This window comes from Dactylosporangium sp. CA-092794 (genome assembly GCF_050948465.1).
In the GTDB taxonomy this organism is placed as follows: domain Bacteria; phylum Actinomycetota; class Actinomycetes; order Mycobacteriales; family Micromonosporaceae; genus Dactylosporangium.
Genome location: NZ_CP192044.1, coordinates 7,926,038 through 7,944,439, shown reverse-complemented (window position 1 = coordinate 7,944,439; position 18,402 = coordinate 7,926,038). Strand labels below are relative to the sequence as shown.

The window sequence follows — 18,402 nt, the reverse complement described above, 5'->3', positions numbered from 1 at the left end:
TTGGGGGCGTGAGCGGCACCGAGGACACGCAACAGAGCCCCGCAGACCGCTACCAGGCCGCCCGTGAGCGGGCCGAGGAAGCCACCCGGCGCCCGGCGCTCACGGAGTTCGCCGAGGAGCTGGACTTCGCGCTCGATCCCTTCCAGGCCGAGGCCTGCGAGGCCCTCGAGCGGGGCACCGGGGTCCTGGTGTGCGCGCCGACCGGGGCCGGCAAGACCGTGGTCGGCGAGTTCGCCGTGCACCTGGCGCTGCGGCAGGGGCGCAAGTGCTTCTACACGACGCCGATCAAGGCGCTGTCCAACCAGAAGTACAACGACCTCGTGCGCCGCTACGGTCCCGACCGGGTCGGGCTGCTGACCGGCGACAACGCGATCAACGGCGACGCGCCCGTGGTGGTCATGACCACCGAGGTGCTGCGCAACATGCTGTATGCCGGCTCGGCCACGCTGGAGGGCCTGTCGTACGTCGTCATGGACGAGGTGCACTACCTCGCCGACCGGTTCCGCGGCGCGGTGTGGGAGGAGGTGATCATCCACCTGCCCGAGTCCGTGACGCTCGTGTCACTGTCGGCGACGGTGTCCAACGCGGAGGAGTTCGCCGACTGGCTCGTCACCGTGCGCGGGGAGACCTCGGTCGTGGTCAGCGAGCACCGGCCGGTGCCGCTGTGGCAGCACATGCTCGTCGGCCGGCGGATGTTCGACCTGTTCCACGACGTCGAGGCGGCGCAGAAGCACGACGTGCATCCAGAGCTGCTGCGGTACCACCGGGAGATGCTCCGCCGGGTCGAGCTCGCCGGCGGCGATCTGCGCCGCGGCAAGCGGGGCCGGTGGACCGGCCCGCACCGGCCCGAGATCGTCGAGCGGCTCGACCGTGAGGGTCTGCTGCCCGCCATCCTGTTCATCTTCAGCCGGGCCGGCTGCGACGCCGCGGTGCAGCAGTGCCTGGCCGCCGGGCTGCGGCTGACCGGGCCCGACGAGCGGACCGAGATCCGCAGCATCGTCGAGGAGCGCACCCGGCACATCCCGAGCGAAGACCTGCAGGTGCTCGGGTACTGGGAATGGCTCGACGGCCTCGAGCGCGGCCTCGCCGCCCACCACGCCGGCATGCTGCCCGCGTTCAAGGAGGTGGTCGAGGAGCTGTTCGTGCGCGGCCTGGTCAAGGCCGTCTTCGCCACCGAGACCCTCGCGCTGGGCATCAACATGCCGGCCCGCTGCGTGGTCCTGGAGCGGCTGGTCAAGTTCAACGGCGAGGCGCACGTCGACCTGACCCCCGGCGAGTACACCCAGCTCACCGGCCGGGCCGGGCGGCGCGGGATCGACGTGGAGGGCCACGCCGTCGTGGTGTGGGCGCCCGAGGTCGACCCGCGGCACGTGGCCGGGCTCGCCTCCACCCGCACGTACCCGCTCAAGTCGAGCTTCCGCCCGTCGTACAACATGGCGGTCAACCTCGTCGGCGGCGTCGGCTTCGCGGCCGCCCGCGAGCTGCTGGAGAGCTCGTTCGCGCAGTTCCAGGCCGACCGCTCGGTCGTCGGCCTGGCCCGGCAGGTGCAGCGCAACACCGACACCATGGCCACCTACGCCGGGGAGATGACCTGCCACCTCGGCGACTTCGCGGAGTACTTCGCCATCCGCGTCGCCATCGCCGACCGCGAGAAGGCGATCGCCCGCCAGGGCGTGCAGCAGCGCCGCGCCGCGGCCCTGGAGTCCCTGGAGCGCCTGCGCCCCGGCGACGTCATCCGGGTTCCGGCCGGCCGCCGCTCGGGCCTGGCCATCGTCATCGATCCGGGTACGGGTGGCTTCGGCGAGCCGCGCCCGCTCGTGCTCACCGAGGACCGCTGGGCCGGGCGCATCTCCGGCGCCGACTTCACCGCCCCGGTCGAGCCGCTCGGCCGCGTCCGGGTGCCGCGCCAGTTCAACTACCGCTCCGCCCAGGACCGCCGCGACCTCGCCGCCCAGCTGCGCCGCCTGGAGCTGATCCCGGCCGAGCGCGGCCGGCCGGGCCGGTCCCGCAACGCCGCCGCGGCCGACGACCACGAGCTGGAGACGCTGCGCGCGTCCCTGCGCCACCACGCCTGCCACCGCTGCCCCGACCGCGAGGAGCACGCCCGCTGGGCCGAGCGGCGCTGGCGCCTGGAGCGCGACACCGAGGGGCTGCGCGGCAAGGTGGCCAGCCGGACCGGGTCGCTCGCGCGCACCTTCGACCGGGTCTGCGGGCTGCTGACCGACCGCGGCTACCTCACCGAGGCCGGCGGGGTCACCGACGCCGGCCGGATGCTCGCCCGGATCTGGTCGGAGACCGACCTGCTCGTCGCCGAGTGCCTGCGCCGCGGGGTGTGGGACAAGCTCGACCCGGCCGAGCTCGCCGCCGCCGCCAGTGTGCTGGTCTACGAGGCCCGCCGGGAAGCCGAAGACCGCGCTTCGGTACCGCGGGGCGAGGTCACCGACGCCATCGACGCGACGCTCAAGCTCTGGACGGACCTCCGCGACGACGAGGATTCGCGGGGCCTGCAGCTGACCCGGGAGCTGGACCTGGGCTTCGTCTGGCCGATGTACCGCTGGGCCCGCGGCGAAAGCCTCACCAAGGTGCTCGGCAGCGTCCACGGCATCGACGGCGACATGCCGGCCGGCGACTTCGTGCGCTGGTCGCGCCAGGTGCTCGACCTGCTCGGCCAGCTCGCCGAGGCCTCCGGCGCGCCGGATTCCGTGCGGCGCACCGCCCGGCAGGCGATGGCGGCCATCACCCGCGGCGTGCTCGCCTACAGCGTCATGGCTTGATCACGTTGCGATTTTTCCGTTCTTTCGGGTGATGCTGATTAGCAAAAATCGTTCGGATCCGTGATGATGCTCTGGCCGGTTCGCCGTGGGCGGCGCGCGTGCTTGGTTGGAGGAACATTCGTGGGCCAGCTTGACCATTTCACGTATGGAGCGATCACCCCTATCTTCGCTTTCGCGATGTCCTTTTTGGGCTCATTGCTCGGCCTGGTCAGCACGGCCCGCGCCCGCAGCGCGACCAATACCCGCCGCCGCGCGTGGCTGCTCGTCCTCGCCGCGTGGGCAATCGGCGGCACCGGCATCTGGGTCATGCATTTCATGGCGATGGTCGGTTTCAGCGTGAAGGACAGCCCGCTGCGCTACGACGTGCCGATCACCGTCGCGAGCTTCTTCATCGCCGTGGTGACCGTGGGTATCGGCTTATTCATCGTCGGTCTGGGCGAGCCGAAGCTGTGGAAGGTCCTCGTCGGCGGCCCGATCACCGGCATCTCGGTCGCGTTCATGCACTACACCGGCATGGCGGCGATGCACGTCAACGGCTCCTTCGAGTACCAGCCGGGTCTCTTCTACGCCTCCTACGCCATCGCCGTCGTCGCCGCCACCGTCGCCCTGTGGTTCACGGTCGTCGTCCGCGGCATCGTGGCCACGATCGCCGCGGCCGCGGTGATGGGGGTCGCGGTCTGCGGCATGCACTACACCGGCATGTACTCGATGCGCGTCCACCTCGACCACGACGTCTCCACCGTGCCGGGCGTGGATGTCAACTGGTTCCTCGCCCCGATCGTGCTGTTCGTCCTGGTCGTCGTCATCGCCCTGGCCAGCGCCGTGATGGCCGTCCCGTCCGAGCGCGAGCAGGCCGAGGCCGAAGCGGTCCGCGACAAGATCGCCGCCGGCCAGGCCCTGCGCGCGACCTCCGCCGGCCCGGTCTTCGGCGGCGGCTCCAACTCCGCCGTGACGCCCGCCACCCAGCCGCCCGGCCAGGCCTTCGCCGCCCGCGCCGCCAACGGCATCGCCGACGCCCGCCGCCAGCGCGGCCGCTGACCCTCCACCTCCGGCCTCCACCTCCCGCCCCCGGGCGCCCGGCCCCACTAGCCCCCGTGCCCCCGGCTCTCACCCCGCCCGGCCACATCCGCTCCTGGGCCCGGTCCCTGCTCGGCTCGGCCTCCGGTTGGCCCGGTCGAGCACCTCTGGCCCACGACGCCTGATCCGGTGGCGCACCGCCGACCCGATCACGCCGGGCCCGGCCGCGGACGACCCAGCCTATGGCGACCGGTATGAACCGTTCTGGGTGGTCTGTGCGATTCGGCCGGTAATGGGTGCCGCCTGCCCGTTCTGGGCGATCCGGGTCGTAGGCTGATCCGGCTGACGGTGGCCGACCAGAGTCGTGGCCCCTGTAGCCGATCACGCAGTGGCATTAAGTCTCCGTGATCATGCGCAATCTGCACCGGCACCATGAGTTTTTCGTGATCGCGGAGAGAAAATGTACCTATTGGTACCATATATCTCCACGATCATGGAAAACCGCGGTATTCGAGTGGCCGCATGCATGATCGCGGAGAGTTTTGGTCGTTTTTTGGTCGTCTGGCCGGACGCGCCTTGCGGGCGGCGGGCGGGGAGCCGTCGGCGGTCCGGCGCGCTGAGTGCTCGAGGTCCGGCTGAAGCGCGAAGGCAGCGGCGCGGTGCGAGAAACGGGCGGCGGGTCGGGCCGAAACGGACACCGCGCACTTTATTACGAAATAGGCGATAAATCCGGCGACGGAGTCGCCGGATTTATCGGGCATAGCGCGATTTAGTCGGTGTAGGGGAGCCGGATGAAGGGGGTGAAGGGGCGAAGCGGAGCGGGGCGCGCGAGATACTGAAGGGGTGACCGATCCTCGGCCCCGGGCCCACATGCGTTCCGTCGGCAACACGCCGGAAGACTTCGAGCGGGACCTCATCAGCAACCTGTATTACCAGCGCGGGACCACGCTGGAGTCCGCCAGCGGATCCGACGGGTATCAGACGCTCGCCCTGACCGTGCGCGACCGGCTGGTCGAGCGGTATGCGCGCACCGCGGCCGCGCACTACGCCGCCAACCCGCGGTTCGTCTACTACCTGTCCGCCGAGTATCTGCTCGGGCGGCAGCTGCGGCAGAACCTGCTCTACACCGACACCGAGAAGTTCGCCCGGCCGATCGCCGAAGAGCTCGGGGTGAGCCTCGAGGACCTGGAAAGCTACGACGTCGAGCCGGGGCTCGGCAACGGCGGGCTCGGGCGGCTCGCCGCCTGCCTGCTGGACTCCATGGCGACGCTCGACATCCCCGCCGTGGGCTACGGCATCCGTTACGAGTTCGGCATCTTCAAGCAGGCGTTCCGCGACGGCGCGCAGGTCGAGCGGCCCGACGACTGGACCTTCTACGGCAACCCCTGGGAGTTCCCGGCGCCCGACGACCGGCAGGTGGTCGGCTTCTACGGCACGACCGGGCCGGCGCTGGACGACCCGAGCGGGCTGCGCCGGCAGTGGACCCCGGGCGAGACGGTGCGGGGCGAGCCCAGCCACATGCTCGTGCCGGGGTACGCCACGCAGACGGTCAACATCATCCGGCTGTGGCAGGCCCGGGCCAGCCGCGAGTCGTTCGACCTGTCGCGGTTCGGGGCCGGGCAGTACAAGGAGGCCGTCGAGGACATCGTGCGGGCCGAGAACATCAGCAAGGTGCTGTATCCGGACGACAGCACCGAGCAGGGGCGTGAGCTGCGGCTCAAGCAGCAGTACTTCCTCGTCGCCTGCTCGCTGCGGGACATCATCCGGCGGTACCGGCTGCGCAACTCCGGCTGGGACGCGTTCCCGGCGAAGGTGGTCATCCAGCTCAACGACACGCACCCGGTCATGGCGGTGACCGAGCTGATGCGGCTGCTGGTCGACGAGTACAAGGTGGACTGGGACCTGGCCTGGTCGATCACCCGGCGCACGTTCAACTACACCTGCCACACGCTGCTGCCGGAGGCCCTCGAGACCTGGCCGGTGGCGCTGCTGGAGCGGCTGCTGCCGCGGCACATGGAGATCATCTACTCGATCAACTACTTCTTCCTGCAGGAGGTCGAGGCGACGTACCCGGGCGACCTGGACCGCGTGCGGCGCCTGTCGATCATCCAGGAGGAGCCGGAGAAGCGGGTCCGCATGGCGCACCTGGCGGTGGTGGCCAGCACCGCGGTCAACGGCGTGGCGGAGCTGCACACCAAGCTGCTCACCGAGACGACCCTGCGCGACTTCGCCGAGCTGTGGCCGCAGAAGTTCCACAACGTCACCAACGGCGTCACCCCGCGGCGGTTCGTCCGGCTGGCCAACCCGCGGCTGTCGGGGCTGATCACGCGGCGGCTCGGCGACGAGGGCTGGATCACCGACCTGGACCGGCTGCAGGAGCTGGCCGCGGCGGCGGACGACCCTGAGTTCCTGGCGCGCTGGCGCGAGATCAAGCGGGCCAACAAGGCCGACCTCGCCGGGCAGGTGGAGCGGTCCACGGGTGTGGTCATCGACCCGGGCGCGCTGTGCGACGTGATGATCAAGCGCTTCCACGAGTACAAACGCCAGCACTTGAAACTGCTGCACGTCATCACGCTGTTCAACCGCATCCGGGACAACCCCGGGCTCGACGTGGTGCCGCGCACGGTGTTGTTCGGCGGCAAGGCGGCGCCGGGGTACCACGCGATGAAACTGCTGATGCGGCTGGTGAACGGCGTCGCGGACGCGGTCAACACCGACCCGGTGGTGTCGCGCTGCCTCAAGGTCGTGCTGCCGCCCGACTACAACGTGACCCGGGCGCAGGTGATCATCCCGGCGGCGGACCTGTCGGAGCAGATCTCGCTGGCCGGCAAGGAGGCGTCGGGCACGGGCAACATGAAGCTCGCGCTCAACGGCGCGGTCACCATCGGCACGCTGGACGGGGCGAACATCGAGATCCGCGAGCGGGTGGGGGAGGAGAACTTCTTCCTGTTCGGCCTCGACGCGCAGCGGGCCGCCGATCTGCGCCGCGACTACCACCCGCGGGCGTATTACGAGAGCGACCCGGAGCTGCGCGCCGCCGTCGACGCGATCGCGAGCGGCCAGTTCGCCAAGGGCGACCGCACGCTGTTCGCGCCGATCGTGGAGTCGATGCTGGGCCGCGACGAGTACCTCGCCCTGGCCGACTACCGCCCCTACATCGAGGCCCAGGAGCGGGTCGAGCGGGCGTGGCGCGACCAGGACGGGTGGGCCCGCATGTCGGTGCTCAACGCGGCCCGGAGCGGCTTCTTCTCCTCCGACCGCACCGTGCGCGACTACTGCGACCTGATCTGGCGGGTGGAGCCGGTCAGGGTCTCACACTGAGGACAGGGCGTCGACGATCCGCTTGCCCGCCCCGGCCAATCCCCAGCGCTGGGCCAGCTCGATGAGCCGGTCGGGATCGGCCGGGACGGCGGGCAGCTTGGTGTCCAGCGCCGGGATCGGCACGGTGCGCGAGACGGCGACGACGTCGCGGGCGCTGGCCAGGTACTCCCGGCCGGCCACCAGCTTCGCCCGCAGCCCCGGCGCGAAGCCCGACTGCGGGTCGTCGACGGCGGTCAGGATCGCGTCGAGGCCGCCGTAGCGGTCGACCAGCCGGGCGGCGGTCTTCTCGCCGACGCCGGCCACGCCGGGCAGCCCGTCGCTGGGGTCGCCGCGCAGGGCGGCGAGGTCGGCGTAGCCGGCGGCCGGCACGCCGTACTTCGCGTGCAGCGCGGCGTCGTCGAGGACCTCGAGCTTGGCGACGCCGCGCCCGCAGTACAGCACCCGGACCGGCTTGGCGTCGTCGATGACCTGGAAGAGGTCCCGGTCGCCGGTGGCGACCTCGACCGGGCCGGGCTCACGGAAGGCGAGCGTGCCGATGACGTCGTCGGCCTCGAAGTCGGCGGCGCCGACGGCGGTGATGCCGAGCGCGGCGAGGAAGTCGAGGATGATGGGTACCTGCGCCTCGAGGGCGGCCGGCACCTCCTCGCCGCCGGCCGGGGTGAGCCGGTGCGCCTTGTAAGAGGGCAGCAGCGCCACCCGCCACGCCGGGCGCCAGCTCGCGTCGAGGCAGCACACCATGCGGTCGGGGCCGCGGCCGCGGATGAGGGTGGCGAGCATGTCCAGGAAGCCGCGCACGGCGTTGACCGGCGTGCCGTCGGGGGCCTTCGCGGCGGCTTCGGGCACGCCGAAGAACGCACGGAAGTAGAGGCTGGCGGAGTCGATCAGCAGCAGGGGGCGGTCCATCCGGCAAAGATTACTCAGCGCAACACGTGAATGCGCGTGGTGGTGCCGGTCGGGCTCGCGTGTCGCTGCACCAGGTCGGCGAGAAAGTGGACCATCACCAGGCCGTGCCCGCGGCCGAAGGGCGGGCGGAGCCGGCCGGTCATCGCGTCGGTGACGTGGCCGAAGTCGCGGACCTCGCACACCACGCGGTCGTCGTCGTACCAGGTGCGCAGCGTGCCGGAGCCGCCGCCGTGCTGGACGCTGTTGGTGGCCAGCTCGTTGACGGCGCTCTGCAGGTCGACGATCCGGTCCGGCGGCAGGTCGGCGGCCAGCCCCACCTCGGCCACCAGGCGGCGCACCTGCACCAGCCCGGACAGCTCGAAGCGCAGCGTGCTCGCGCCGGAGGGCGGCTCGGACAGCGGCACGTTCCAGGCCTCGGCGATGCCGTGCGGGTCGTAGGACCGGCTGGGGAACCGGCCGTCGTCGCCGGCCATCACCGGGTGGGTGGCGTGCGCGTCGGCGACGGCCCGCCGGTGGAGCCGGCCCACGTCATACGGGCACAGGATGGCCGCCTCGCGCCCGGCGAACGCCACGTTGATCATCGCCTCGTGCTGCACGCAGGCCGGATACTCATCGGCGGTGCGCCCGGCCCAGATCGGCTCGCCGATGATCCGCACCCGCCGGCCGGGGTGCTCGTCCATGAACCGGCTGAGCACCCACGGGATGATCCGGCCGGGGTTGCGCCCGGCGACGGTCATGTCGATGAACCGCACCCCGTCGGCGAAGGCGCCAAGCCGCTCCCGCAGCAGCGCCAGGTTGCCCGGGGGCACCGCGACCGCGGTGGGCTCGTCGAGGGAGAAGCCCTCGTAGATGAACTTCATGGTGCCGTCGAGGAACGCCGAGGTGTCCGCGTAGAGCAGCGCCTCGTGCACGAACGGACCGGTGGGGCTCATGGGAATCGGAGACCTTAGTTCGGGTCTTTACTTATCGTCGGGGGTCAGATTACGCCACCGCCGTCCGGCCGGCACTTACCCGCCGGTACCCGACGTCAGGGCTCCCGCCGGAAACCGAACGAACGTTAAGCTGATGCGGTGGAGCTGTATACCCCCGAACGGCTGGCCGCCGCCCGGCGCGCCGCCGCCGAGGCCGGCCTCGGCGCGCTGCTCATCGGGCCGAGCGCCGACCTGCGATACCTGACCGGCTACGACGCCCACGCGCTGGAGCGGCTCACCCTGCTCGTGCTGCCGGCCGACGGCGAGGCGACCCTCATCGTCCCGCGGCTGGAGCGCCCCGCCGCCGAGGCCTCGCCCGCGCCCGGCATGGGCGTGCGGCTGGTCGACCACGAGGACGGCACCGATCCGTACCATATCGTGCAGGATCTCATCGGCGACCGGGCCAAGACCGTCGGGCTCGGGGACCGCCTGTGGGCCGAGCAGGTCCTCGCGCTGCGCGACACCCTGCCCGACGCCACCCAGCGCCTCGCCGGCGCCGTGCTGCGCGGCCTGCGGCTGCGCAAGACCCCGGCCGAGATCGCGGCGCTGCGCCGGGCCGGGCGGGCGATCGACGCCGTGCACGAGCGGATGGCCGAGTGGCTGCGGCCCGGGCGCACCGAGGCCGACGTGGCCGCGGACATCGCGACCGGGATCCGCGAGGCTGGCCACGCCACCGTCGAGTTCACCATCGTCGCGGCCGGGCCCAACGGCGCGAGCCCGCACCACGGGGTGTCCGACCGGGTGATCGCCGCGGGGGAGCCGGTCGTGGTCGACATCGGCGGCAAGATGCCCGACGGCTACTGCTCCGACTCGACCCGCACCTACTGCATCGGCGAGCCGCCGGCCGATTTCGCCGATTATTTCGCGGTACTCCGGGACGCCCAGCGCGCCGCGGTCGCCGCCGTGCGGCCGGGCGTCACCGCCCAGGCCGTCGACGCCGCCGCCCGTGACCGCATCGCCGCGGCCGGGTTCGGCCCGCGGTTCCTGCACCGCACCGGCCACGGCATCGGCCTCGACGTGCACGAGGACCCGTACCTCGTGTCCGGCAACGACACCCCGCTCGAGCCCGGCATGGCGTTCTCCGTCGAGCCCGGCATCTACCTCGCCGGCCGGCACGGCGCCCGGATCGAGGACATCGTGGTGTGCACCGGCGACGGTGCCGAGCGGCTCAACACCATCGACACGGAGCTGGTGATCCTATGACCGTCGATCGGCCGTTCCTGAGCGAGGAGGGCGCCGCCCTCATCGGCCTCGTCCGCGACATCGCCGACGGCGAGCTGGCGCCGCGGGTGGCGGAGTTCGAGGCCCAGCGCCGGTTCCCGCGCGAGCTGTTCCGGCTGCTCGGCCGGGCCGGGCTGCTCGGCCTGCCGTATCCGGAGGAGCACGGCGGCGGCGGGGTGCCCTACGAGCTGTACCTGCAGGTGCTGGAGGAGCTCGCGGCGCGCTGGCTGGCCGTCGCCGAGGGCGTCTCCGTGCACACGCTGTCCTGCTACCCGATCGCCCGCTACGGCACCGACCTGCAGCGCAAGAAGTTCCTCGGCGACATGCTCGGCGGCGAGCTGCTCGGCGCCTACTGCCTGTCCGAGCCGCAGAGCGGCTCCGACGCGGCGTCGCTGACCACCCGCGCGGTGCCCGGCCCCGACGGGTACGAGCTGCGCGGTACCAAGGCCTGGATCACCCACGGCGGACAGGCCGACTTCTACAACGTGTTCGCGCGCACCGGCGGCGCAGGCGCCCGCGGCATCTCCTGCCTGCTCGTCGACGCCGCCACCCCGGGCGTGCTGCCGCAGGCGCCCGAGCAGACCATGGGCCTGCGCTCCTCCGTCGTCGCCCAGATCGTCCTCGACGGCGCCACGGTCGGCGCCGACCGGCTGATCGGCGAGCCCGGCGGCGGCTTCCGGATCGCGATGAGCGCCCTGGACGGCGGCCGGCTCGGCATCGCCGCGTGCGCCGTGGGCCTGGCCCAGGCGGCGCTGGACTACGCCGCCGGCTACGCCCGCGAGCGGCAGCAGTTCGGCCGGCCGGTCGCGGACTTCCAGGGCGTCGGGTTCATGCTCGCCGACATGGCCACCCAGATCGCCGCCGCCCGCGCGCTGTATCTGCACGCCGCCCGGCTGCGCGACGCCGGCCTGCCGCACGGCGCCGAGGCGGCCAAGGCCAAGCTGTTCTGCACCGACACCGCGATGCGGGTCACCACCGACGCGGTCCAGGTGCTCGGCGGCGCCGGCTACGTGTCCGACCACCCCGTCGAGCGGTACATGCGCGAGGCCAAGGTCCTGCAGATCTTCGAGGGCACCAACCAGATCCAGCGGGTGGTGATCGCCCGGTCGCTGTAACCGATTTGCGCGGCAGGCTAGGGTTCTTGACCGTGGAAGAGACCGATCGCGCGATCGTGGCGGCCCTGGCCGTCGACGGCCGCCTGTCCTACACCGACCTGGCCGAGCGGGTCGGGCTGTCGGTGTCGGCGGTGCACCAGCGGGTGCGCCGGCTCGAGCAGCGGGGCGTCATCAAGGGCTATGCGGCGCGGGTCGACCACGACGCGCTCGGCCTGTCGCTGACCGCGTTCGTCGCGATCCGGCCGCTCGACCCGTCCCAGCCCGACGACGCCCCCGAGCGGCTGGCCAAGCTCCCGCAGATCGAGTCGTGCTACTCGGTGGCCGGCGAGGACTTCTACATGCTGCTGGTCCGGGTCGAGAGCCCGCTCGCGCTGGAGCGGCTGCTGCAGGAGATCCGCTCGGCGGCCAACGTGACCACCCGCACGACGGTCGTGCTGTCCACGCCCTACGAGCAGCGGCCTACCGCGCGGCAGCCCTGATCGCGTCCTCGACCCGGCCCGTGTCGGCGAGGCTCGGCAGCGTCACGTGGGCGCCCGCGCGGTCCAGTTCGGCCGGGGTGTACCGCCCGGTCGCGACCCCGACCACGCCCGCCCCGCTGGCCAGCGCCGCCCCGACGTCCTCGGGCGTGTCGCCGACCAGCACCGTCTTGGTGAAGGGCCGGTCGTATCGGCTCCGGGCATTCTGCCGGGCGATGCCGACCAGCTCTGCGCGCACCTCGTGGCTCCAGCCGTAGGCGCCCGCCTCCAGGTCCAGGTGCCCGATCAGCCCGAACGGCCCCAGCTTCACCTCGGCGAAGCGGCGCACGTTGCCGGTCAGCAGCGACTGCACCGTGCGCGCGCCGACCGCGGCCAGCGCGTCGGCCGCCCCGGGCAGCGCCCGCCCGCGGGTGGGCAGCAGGTGCGCCAGCTCGTCCAGGGCCGCCTCCGCCTCCGCCCGCAGCTCCTCCAGGTGCGCCGGCGTCACCGGCACGCCGTTGAGCCGTAGCATGTCCATCGCGATCGCCCGGTCCGTGCGCCCGGCCATCGGCGGCTGGTGCACCACCGGCGCGCCGAACCGCCGCAGGAACGCCAGATCGAAGGCCTCACGGCCCAGGCCATCGACGTCGACCAGCGTGTGGTCCACGTCCCAGAGCACCAACACCCCGTCCACGCGGTGCAGCCTATCCGCAACCGGCACAATGAGACGATGGGCGAGATCGTGGTGGTACGGCACGGACAGACCGAGTGGAGCGCCAACGGGCGGCACACGTCAACCACGGAGCTGGACCTCACCCCCATGGGTGTGGCGGGCGCCAAGTCCCTCAGCCGCGCGCTGGCCAACCGCCGCTTCGTCGCGGTCGTCAGCAGCCCCCGGGTGCGCGCCCGGCGCACCGCGCAGCTGGCCGGCCTCACCGTGACCGCGATCGACGAGGACGTCGCCGAGTGGAACTACGGCGACTACGAGGGCCTCACCAGCACCGAGATCCACGCCCAGCACCCCGGCTGGGACCTGTGGACCGACGGCGGCCCCGGCGGCGAGACGCCCGGGCAGGTCGGCGACCGGATCGACCGGTTCCTCTCCCGGATGCGCCCGACGCTCGTGCTTGGCGACGTGGCCGTCGTCAGCCACGGCCACGCCGCCCGGGCGCTGGCCGCCCGCTGGCTGGAGCAGCCGCTGACCTTCGGCGCGCACCTCACCCTCGGCACGGCCACCGTTTCGGTGCTCGGCCACGAGCACGGCGTCCCGTCGCTGCGCGCCTGGAATGCCCCGCCCGCCTAGCGTCGCAATAAATGCATTGTGCGGGTGCCGGCGAATGCGTACTCTATTCATCAGTACCACGGAAGAAGAACTCACACCGACACGGACCAGGAGATCGCCATGATGCGGCGCCTCGAGCTCGAACCGCAGCGGCTGATGCCGCTGGGTGCGGGTGACGCCTGTCTCGGCGGCGGTTACGCCCTGGGTGGGTGGAGCGGCTAGCGGCCGGCTAGCGACGTCTCCGCCGCCCACCCCAACCGGGGACCGGGCGGCTTTTCTTTGCTCATTTCCGTCGTTGGCGGAAAAAGCGCCCCGGCAATTCGCCGGCGGATTCGCACATTGATAACTCCACAGTGGATGGCACGCATTTTGAAATGGGCCTGTGGCGCAGCTGGTAGCGCATCGGTCTGGCAGACCGAGGGTCAGCGGTTCAAATCCGCTCAGGTCCACAAGGGGAGCCCCTGGGGGGAGGCGCCCCGCACCGCCCGTGAGGCTGAGGAAGGTAGACCGCCGGACTCTCAATCCGGCAGACCGGGTTCAACCCCCGGACGGGCGACGCGGTTGTAGCTCAGTCAGGTCAGAGCGTCGCCTTGCCATGGCGAAGGTCCCGGGTTCGAATCCCGGCTGCCGCTCTTCACGCCCTCGTAGCCCAACGGCAGAGGCACGACGTTGAGGACGTCGACGGTGCGCGTTCGAATCGCGCCGGGGGCACTGGTTCGGATCGTGGCGCGGTGGACGAATTGGGGAGAGTCGCCTGGTTTTCACCCAGGACATGTGCGGGTTCGAGTCCCGTCCGCGCTTCGCAGCACCGGCCGCTTCGCGGCACGTGGCGCCGGCCGCTTCGCGGCACGTGGCGCCGGCCGCTTCGCGGCACGTAGCAGGGTAGAGGAGTTCGGTCGTCCTTGCCGGTCTCATAAGCCGGAGATCGTGGGTTCGAATCCCACTCCTGCCACCAGGTTTCTCGTTCGACGCGGGTCGGTCGGCCACGGGGGTGGATCGACCCGCCTCGCGGGTGCGCCGACGTCGGAGAGTCGGGGCTGGCTGTAAACCAGTTGCTTTGTCTGAGGGGGTTCGAATCCCTCCGCCCGCACGCCCTTGTAGCTCAGTGGAGAGAGCATCAGGATCCGAGTCTGAGGGTCGCTGGTTCGAGTCCAGCCGGGGGCACTGCCGTCGCGACCGCATGCCCGAGTGGTGAGGGAGCCGTCTGCAAAGCGGTCTACGCCGGTTCGAATCCGGCTGCGGTCTCTTCCCGCGTCGCCATCCACTGTGGAGCTTCGCCACCCGCGTGGCCCGGCCCGAGGCCCAGGCAATACCCTCGGCCGGTGACCACGATCCACATCGTCGCCGCCGTGATCCTGGATTCCGGCGGCCGATGGCTCCTCGTGCGCAAGCGCGGGACGACCGTGTACATGCAGCCCGGCGGCAAGCTCGAACCGGGCGAGGCCGCCCCGGCCGCCCTGGTCCGCGAGCTGGATGAGGAGCTGGGCCTGCGGGTCGCCGCCGACCGGCTCGGCCACGTCGGCCGGTTCACCGCACCCGCGGCGAACGAGCCCGGCTTCACCGTCGACGCCGAGGTCTTCACCGCCCCGCTGACCGGCCCGGTCGAGCCGCTGGCCGAGATCGAGGAGATTCTCTGGCTCGACCCGTCCGACGCGGGCGACGTATCCCTGGCCCCCCTGCTCCGCGACCACCTGCTGCCCCGCCACGGCCTGGCGCGCGGCACGTCGTGACGGCGGCCACTTTGCCCACGAACGATCTGTGTGGAATATTATCTACATGACCGACTATGGGCACGACCTGCTCTTCGGTACGTTCCTGCCGGCCGAGGCCGCCGGCGTCGCAGAGGCGTTGCGGCTCGCCGCGCGGACCGAGGAGCTGGGGCTGGACCTCACCAGCGTCCAGGACCATCCGTATAACGGCCGCCTGATCGATGCCTGGACCCTGCTGTCGGTCATCGCCGCGCGGACCGAGCGCATCTCGGTGTTCCCCAACGTCGCCAACCTGCCGTTGCGCCCGCCGGCGGTGCTGGCCCGCGCCGCGGCGAGCCTGGACGCGATCAGCGGCGGCCGGGTCGAGCTCGGCCTGGGCGCCGGCGCGTTCTGGGACGCGATCGCCGGCTTCGGCGGGCAGCGGCGCAGCGCCCCGGAGGCGCTCCAGGCCCTGGAGGAGGCGGTCGCCGTGCTGCGGGCGCTGTGGAGCGACGACCGCTCCGCCCGGGTGGCCGGCGAGCACTACCGGCTGCAGGGCGCACATCCCGGGCCGGAGGCGGCGCACGACATCGCGATCTGGATCGGCGGGGTCCGGCCGCGCATGCTGTCGCTCATCGGCCGGGTCGCCGACGGATGGCTGCCCAGCGCGCCGTATGTGCCACCGGACCGGCTCGCGGAGTCCAACCGGCGCATCGACGAGGCCGCGGTGGCGGCGGGGCGCCGGCCGGAGGACATCCGGCGGCTGTACAACATCGGCGGGGCGTTCCGCGGCGACGGGCGGGAGTTCCTGCAGGGGCCGCCGAAGATCTGGGTCGAGCAGCTCGCGGAGCTGGCGGTGACCGAGGGCATGAGCGCGTTCGTGCTGATGACACAGCCGGGCGGCGACGCGGACCTGTCGCGCTTCGCGCTGGAGGTGGTCCCCGCCGTCCGCGAGCTGGTCGCCGCGGAGCGGGCGGCCCCGCGCCGCGGCGAATCCGGCCAGGTCTCACGCGAGCCGGTCGAGGCGGAGCGCGCGGCGCTAAGCCGCGCGGAATCCGGCCAGGTCGCATTGCATGCCCCGTCGGGCGATAAATCCGAAATATCCGGCTTGCCGGATATTTCGGCTACGGGAGGCGGTGCTGGCGGTGTGGTCATCGTCCCGGCCGGCGGGCGGCTCGATCCCGACGGGCGGGTCCGCAACGAGTCCCTGGCCACGCCGACGCCCGACGACGGGACGCGGCTGTCGAGCGTCCGGCTGTGGGACGAGAGCGAGCGCCCGGCCGGCCCCGACAGCGACCTCACCGTGCGCTTCTCGGCCCGGCAGCGGGCGTCCGGCGAGCATCTCATCCAGGTGCACGATCATCTGCGGCAGGAGCTCGCCCAGGTCCACGACCTCGTCGAGCAGGTCGCGGCCGGGGCGATCGACCTCGGGCGGGCGCGCTCGATGATCAACACGATGGCGATGCGGCAGAACAACTGGACGCTGGGCACCTACTGCGAGAGCTACTGCCGGGTCGTCACCACGCACCACACGATCGAGGACGTCAGCCTGTTCCCGCAGTTGCGGGCGGCCGACCCCCGGCTGGTGCCGGTGGTCGACCGCCTCGAGGCGGAGCACCACGTGATCGCCGAGGTGCTCGAGCGGGTGGACGCCGCCCTGGTGGCGATGGTGTCCGATCCGGACGGCATCGCCGCGGTGCGGGGAGCGGTCGACCTGCTCAGCGACACGCTGCTGTCGCACCTGTCCTACGAGGAGCGCGAGCTGGTCGAGCCGCTGAGCCGCTACAACGTGCTCTGAACCGAAGCGAGCGTGACGTCCCAGAGCCGGGCGGCCGACTCGGGGTCGAGCGCGTAGGCGGCGACGCCGGTGCGGGTGCCCGGCTGGTTGGGGCCGGCCTCGTTGCAGTCCTCGTAGTAGCGGCCGCCCACGCCCTCGGTCAGCGGCGACGCGGCCAGCAGCACCGAGGTCGCGGCGCCCTGCTCCACGCTCTTCCAGCGGGCCTGCGCGCCCGCCGCCGCGGCGGTCCGCCGCAGCTCTTCCACGTCGACGTGGCGCTGGAGGTTGGTGTGGATGCCGCCGGGGTGCAGGGCATTGACCCGGATCCCGTCGCCGGACCAGCGGCGGTCCGCCTCGACGGCGAACAGGACGTTGGCGGTCTTGGACTGACCGTAGGCCAGCCACGGGTCGTACTCCCGGCGCTCGAAATGAACGTCGTCGAACACCACGGGGGAGCGCAGGTGCGCGGCCGAGCTGACCGCCACAACCCGCGCACCGCCGGCCGCGCGCAGTGCCGGCAGCAGGCCGGTGGCGAGCGTGAAGTGGCCGAGGTGGTTGGTGGCGAACTGCATCTCCCAGCCTTCGGCGGTACGCCACAGCGGCGAGGCCATGACCCCGGCGTTGTTGACCAGGATGTGCAGCGGGCCCTCCCACGCCTCCGCGAACGCGCGGACGCTGGCCTGGTCGGCGAGGTCCAGCCGGCCGACCCGGATCTGCTTGTTGCCGGTGCGCTCGATCAGATCGGCGGCGGTGGTCTCGCCCGCCGCGGCGTCGCGCACCGCGATGGTCACCTCGGCGCCCGCGCCGGCCAGGGCCCGCGCGGTCTCGACGCCGATGCCGGAGGCCCCGCCGGTGACGATGGCCCGTTTGCCGGTCAGGTCGACGCCGTCGATCACTTCCGCGGCGGTGGTCTCGAATCCGAAGCTCATGCTGCCGTGCTCCCAACGTGTTGAAGGGTGACGTCCCACAAGCGGGCGGCCGCCTGCGGGTCGAGCGCGTAGTCGGCGACGCCGCGCGGCGTGTCCGCCCGCAGCGGGCCGGCCTCGTCGCAGTCCTCGAAGTAGCGGCCGCCGACGCCGTCGAGCAGGGGAGAGGCGGCCAGCAGGACGGAGGTCGAGGCGCCCTGCTCGGTGGTCTTGCGCGGGATCGCCGCCGCGCCGGCGCTGTCCCGGCGCCGCTGCAGCTCGGCCGGGTCGACGTGGCGCTGGAGGTTGGTGGCGATGCTGCCCGGGTGCAGCGAGTTGACCCGGATGCCGTCGCCGGACCAGCGGCGGTCCGCCTCGACGGCGAAGAGGATGTTGGCGGTCTTGGACTGGCCGTAGGCCGACCAGGGCTCGTACTCCCGCCGCTCGAAGTGGATGTCGTCGAAGACGATCCCGGAGTACCGATGGGCGCTGGAACTCACCGCGACGACCCGCGCGCCGCCGGCCGCGCGCAGCGCCGGCAGCAGGCCGCTGGCGAGCGTGAAGTGGCCGAGGTGGTTGGTGGCGAACTGCATCTCCCAGCCCTCGGCGGTACGCCACAGCGGCGAGGCCATGACCCCGGCGTTGTTGACCAGGATGTGCAGCGGGCCCTCCCACGCGGCCGTGAACGCGCGGACCGAGGCCTGGTCGGCGAGGTCCAGCGAGGCGACGTGGATCTGCTTGTTGCCCGTGGTCGCGACGATCTCCTCGGCGGTGCGCTCGCCCGCCACGGTGTCGCGCACCGCAAGGGTGACCTCGGCGCCCGCGCCGGCGAGGGCCCGCGCCGTCTCGACGCCGATGCCGGACGCGCCGCCGGTGACGACCGCGCGCCGGCCGGCCAGGTCGACGCCCTCGATGACCTCCTCGGCGGTCGAATCCCAGCTGAACGGTGTGGTGATCGGCATAATCGCCTCCA

At 72.1% G+C, this 18,402-nt stretch carries 14 protein-coding genes and 9 tRNA genes; 18 read left to right on the top strand and 5 right to left on the bottom strand.

Going from position 1 to position 18,402, the window contains the following annotated elements; genetic code table 11:
- Positions 1 to 8: 8 nt before the first annotated feature.
- From ACQPXD_RS33910 to ACQPXD_RS33900, 3 genes are all read left to right on the top strand, one after another.
- The gene (locus ACQPXD_RS33910) at positions 9 to 2,774 is read left to right on the top strand and encodes a DEAD/DEAH box helicase (RefSeq protein ID WP_432825399.1); all 2,766 of its coding nucleotides are present in this window, start codon (positions 9 to 11) and stop codon (positions 2,772 to 2,774) included.
- A gap of 120 nt (positions 2,775 to 2,894) precedes the next feature.
- On the top strand, positions 2,895 to 3,812 hold the full coding sequence (locus ACQPXD_RS33905) for an MHYT domain-containing protein (protein WP_432825398.1): 918 nt from the start codon (positions 2,895 to 2,897) through the stop codon (positions 3,810 to 3,812).
- A gap of 822 nt (positions 3,813 to 4,634) precedes the next feature.
- Positions 4,635 to 7,112, top strand: a complete 2,478-nt coding sequence (locus tag ACQPXD_RS33900; protein WP_432825397.1) for a glycogen/starch/alpha-glucan phosphorylase — start codon at positions 4,635 to 4,637, stop codon at positions 7,110 to 7,112.
- Here ACQPXD_RS33900 and ACQPXD_RS33895 read toward each other — a convergent pair.
- On the bottom strand, positions 7,104 to 8,015 hold the full coding sequence (locus ACQPXD_RS33895) for a 5'-3' exonuclease (protein ID WP_432825396.1): 912 nt from the start codon (positions 8,013 to 8,015) through the stop codon (positions 7,104 to 7,106). The two genes, ACQPXD_RS33900 and ACQPXD_RS33895, sit on opposite strands and share 9 nt — an antisense overlap.
- Before the next feature lie 14 nt (positions 8,016 to 8,029).
- On the bottom strand, positions 8,030 to 8,947 hold the full coding sequence (locus tag ACQPXD_RS33890; RefSeq protein ID WP_432825395.1) for an anti-sigma factor RsbA family regulatory protein: 918 nt from the start codon (positions 8,945 to 8,947) through the stop codon (positions 8,030 to 8,032).
- A gap of 138 nt (positions 8,948 to 9,085) precedes the next feature.
- Between ACQPXD_RS33890 and ACQPXD_RS33885 the strand changes: the two genes are divergently transcribed.
- The 3 genes from ACQPXD_RS33885 to ACQPXD_RS33875 are packed head-to-tail and all read left to right on the top strand — an operon-like array spanning position 9,086 to position 11,801.
- On the top strand, positions 9,086 to 10,189 hold the full coding sequence (locus ACQPXD_RS33885; RefSeq protein WP_432825394.1) for a M24 family metallopeptidase: 1,104 nt from the start codon (positions 9,086 to 9,088) through the stop codon (positions 10,187 to 10,189).
- On the top strand, positions 10,186 to 11,322 hold the full coding sequence (locus ACQPXD_RS33880) for an acyl-CoA dehydrogenase family protein (RefSeq protein ID WP_432825393.1): 1,137 nt from the start codon (positions 10,186 to 10,188) through the stop codon (positions 11,320 to 11,322). The genes ACQPXD_RS33885 and ACQPXD_RS33880 overlap by 4 nt, the downstream gene beginning before the upstream one ends.
- A 32-nt stretch (positions 11,323 to 11,354) precedes the next feature.
- Complete coding sequence (locus ACQPXD_RS33875) at positions 11,355 to 11,801, top strand: Lrp/AsnC family transcriptional regulator (RefSeq protein ID WP_432825392.1); 447 nt, start codon at positions 11,355 to 11,357, stop codon at positions 11,799 to 11,801.
- On the opposite strand, the gene ACQPXD_RS33870 is transcribed toward ACQPXD_RS33875, so the two are convergent.
- The gene (locus tag ACQPXD_RS33870) at positions 11,782 to 12,471 is read right to left on the bottom strand and encodes an HAD family hydrolase (protein ID WP_432825391.1); all 690 of its coding nucleotides are present in this window, start codon (positions 12,469 to 12,471) and stop codon (positions 11,782 to 11,784) included. The two genes, ACQPXD_RS33875 and ACQPXD_RS33870, sit on opposite strands and share 20 nt — an antisense overlap.
- Before the next feature lie 36 nt (positions 12,472 to 12,507).
- Between ACQPXD_RS33870 and ACQPXD_RS33865 the strand changes: the two genes are divergently transcribed.
- The 12 genes from ACQPXD_RS33865 to ACQPXD_RS33810 all read left to right on the top strand — a co-directional run bounded on the left by ACQPXD_RS33865 (position 12,508) and on the right by ACQPXD_RS33810 (position 16,545).
- Complete coding sequence (locus ACQPXD_RS33865; protein WP_432825390.1) at positions 12,508 to 13,080, top strand: histidine phosphatase family protein; 573 nt, start codon at positions 12,508 to 12,510, stop codon at positions 13,078 to 13,080.
- 355 nt (positions 13,081 to 13,435) lie between these two features.
- Positions 13,436 to 13,508: transfer RNA gene (locus ACQPXD_RS33860), tRNA-Ala, on the top strand.
- A gap of 33 nt (positions 13,509 to 13,541) precedes the next feature.
- Positions 13,542 to 13,615 (top strand) — tRNA-Glu (locus ACQPXD_RS33855).
- Position 13,616: 1 nt separating this feature from the next.
- A tRNA-Gly gene (locus ACQPXD_RS33850) sits at positions 13,617 to 13,691 on the top strand.
- A gap of 6 nt (positions 13,692 to 13,697) precedes the next feature.
- Positions 13,698 to 13,770 (top strand) — tRNA-Leu (locus ACQPXD_RS33845).
- 14 nt (positions 13,771 to 13,784) lie between these two features.
- Positions 13,785 to 13,860, top strand: a tRNA-Glu gene (locus ACQPXD_RS33840).
- Positions 13,861 to 13,935: 75 nt separating this feature from the next.
- Positions 13,936 to 14,014, top strand: a tRNA-Met gene (locus ACQPXD_RS33835).
- A 53-nt stretch (positions 14,015 to 14,067) separates the two neighbouring features.
- A tRNA-Tyr gene (locus ACQPXD_RS33830) sits at positions 14,068 to 14,149 on the top strand.
- A gap of 1 nt (position 14,150) precedes the next feature.
- Positions 14,151 to 14,223: transfer RNA gene (locus tag ACQPXD_RS33825), tRNA-Arg, on the top strand.
- A gap of 10 nt (positions 14,224 to 14,233) precedes the next feature.
- Positions 14,234 to 14,304, top strand: a tRNA-Cys gene (locus tag ACQPXD_RS33820).
- A gap of 77 nt (positions 14,305 to 14,381) precedes the next feature.
- Entirely contained in the window at positions 14,382 to 14,789 is a 408-nt protein-coding gene (locus tag ACQPXD_RS33815) for an NUDIX hydrolase (RefSeq protein WP_432825389.1), read from the top strand.
- A gap of 46 nt (positions 14,790 to 14,835) precedes the next feature.
- Positions 14,836 to 16,545, top strand: a complete 1,710-nt coding sequence (locus tag ACQPXD_RS33810; RefSeq protein WP_432825388.1) for an LLM class flavin-dependent oxidoreductase — start codon at positions 14,836 to 14,838, stop codon at positions 16,543 to 16,545.
- Here the strand turns inward: ACQPXD_RS33810 and ACQPXD_RS33805 are convergent.
- On the bottom strand, positions 16,530 to 17,453 hold the full coding sequence (locus ACQPXD_RS33805; protein ID WP_432825387.1) for an SDR family NAD(P)-dependent oxidoreductase: 924 nt from the start codon (positions 17,451 to 17,453) through the stop codon (positions 16,530 to 16,532). The genes ACQPXD_RS33810 and ACQPXD_RS33805 overlap by 16 nt on opposite strands.
- A complete protein-coding gene (locus tag ACQPXD_RS33800) occupies positions 17,450 to 18,391 on the bottom strand; it encodes an SDR family NAD(P)-dependent oxidoreductase (protein WP_432825386.1) in 942 nt (313 codons plus the stop codon). The genes ACQPXD_RS33805 and ACQPXD_RS33800 overlap by 4 nt, the downstream gene beginning before the upstream one ends.
- Between the last annotated feature and the right edge of the window lie 11 nt (positions 18,392 to 18,402).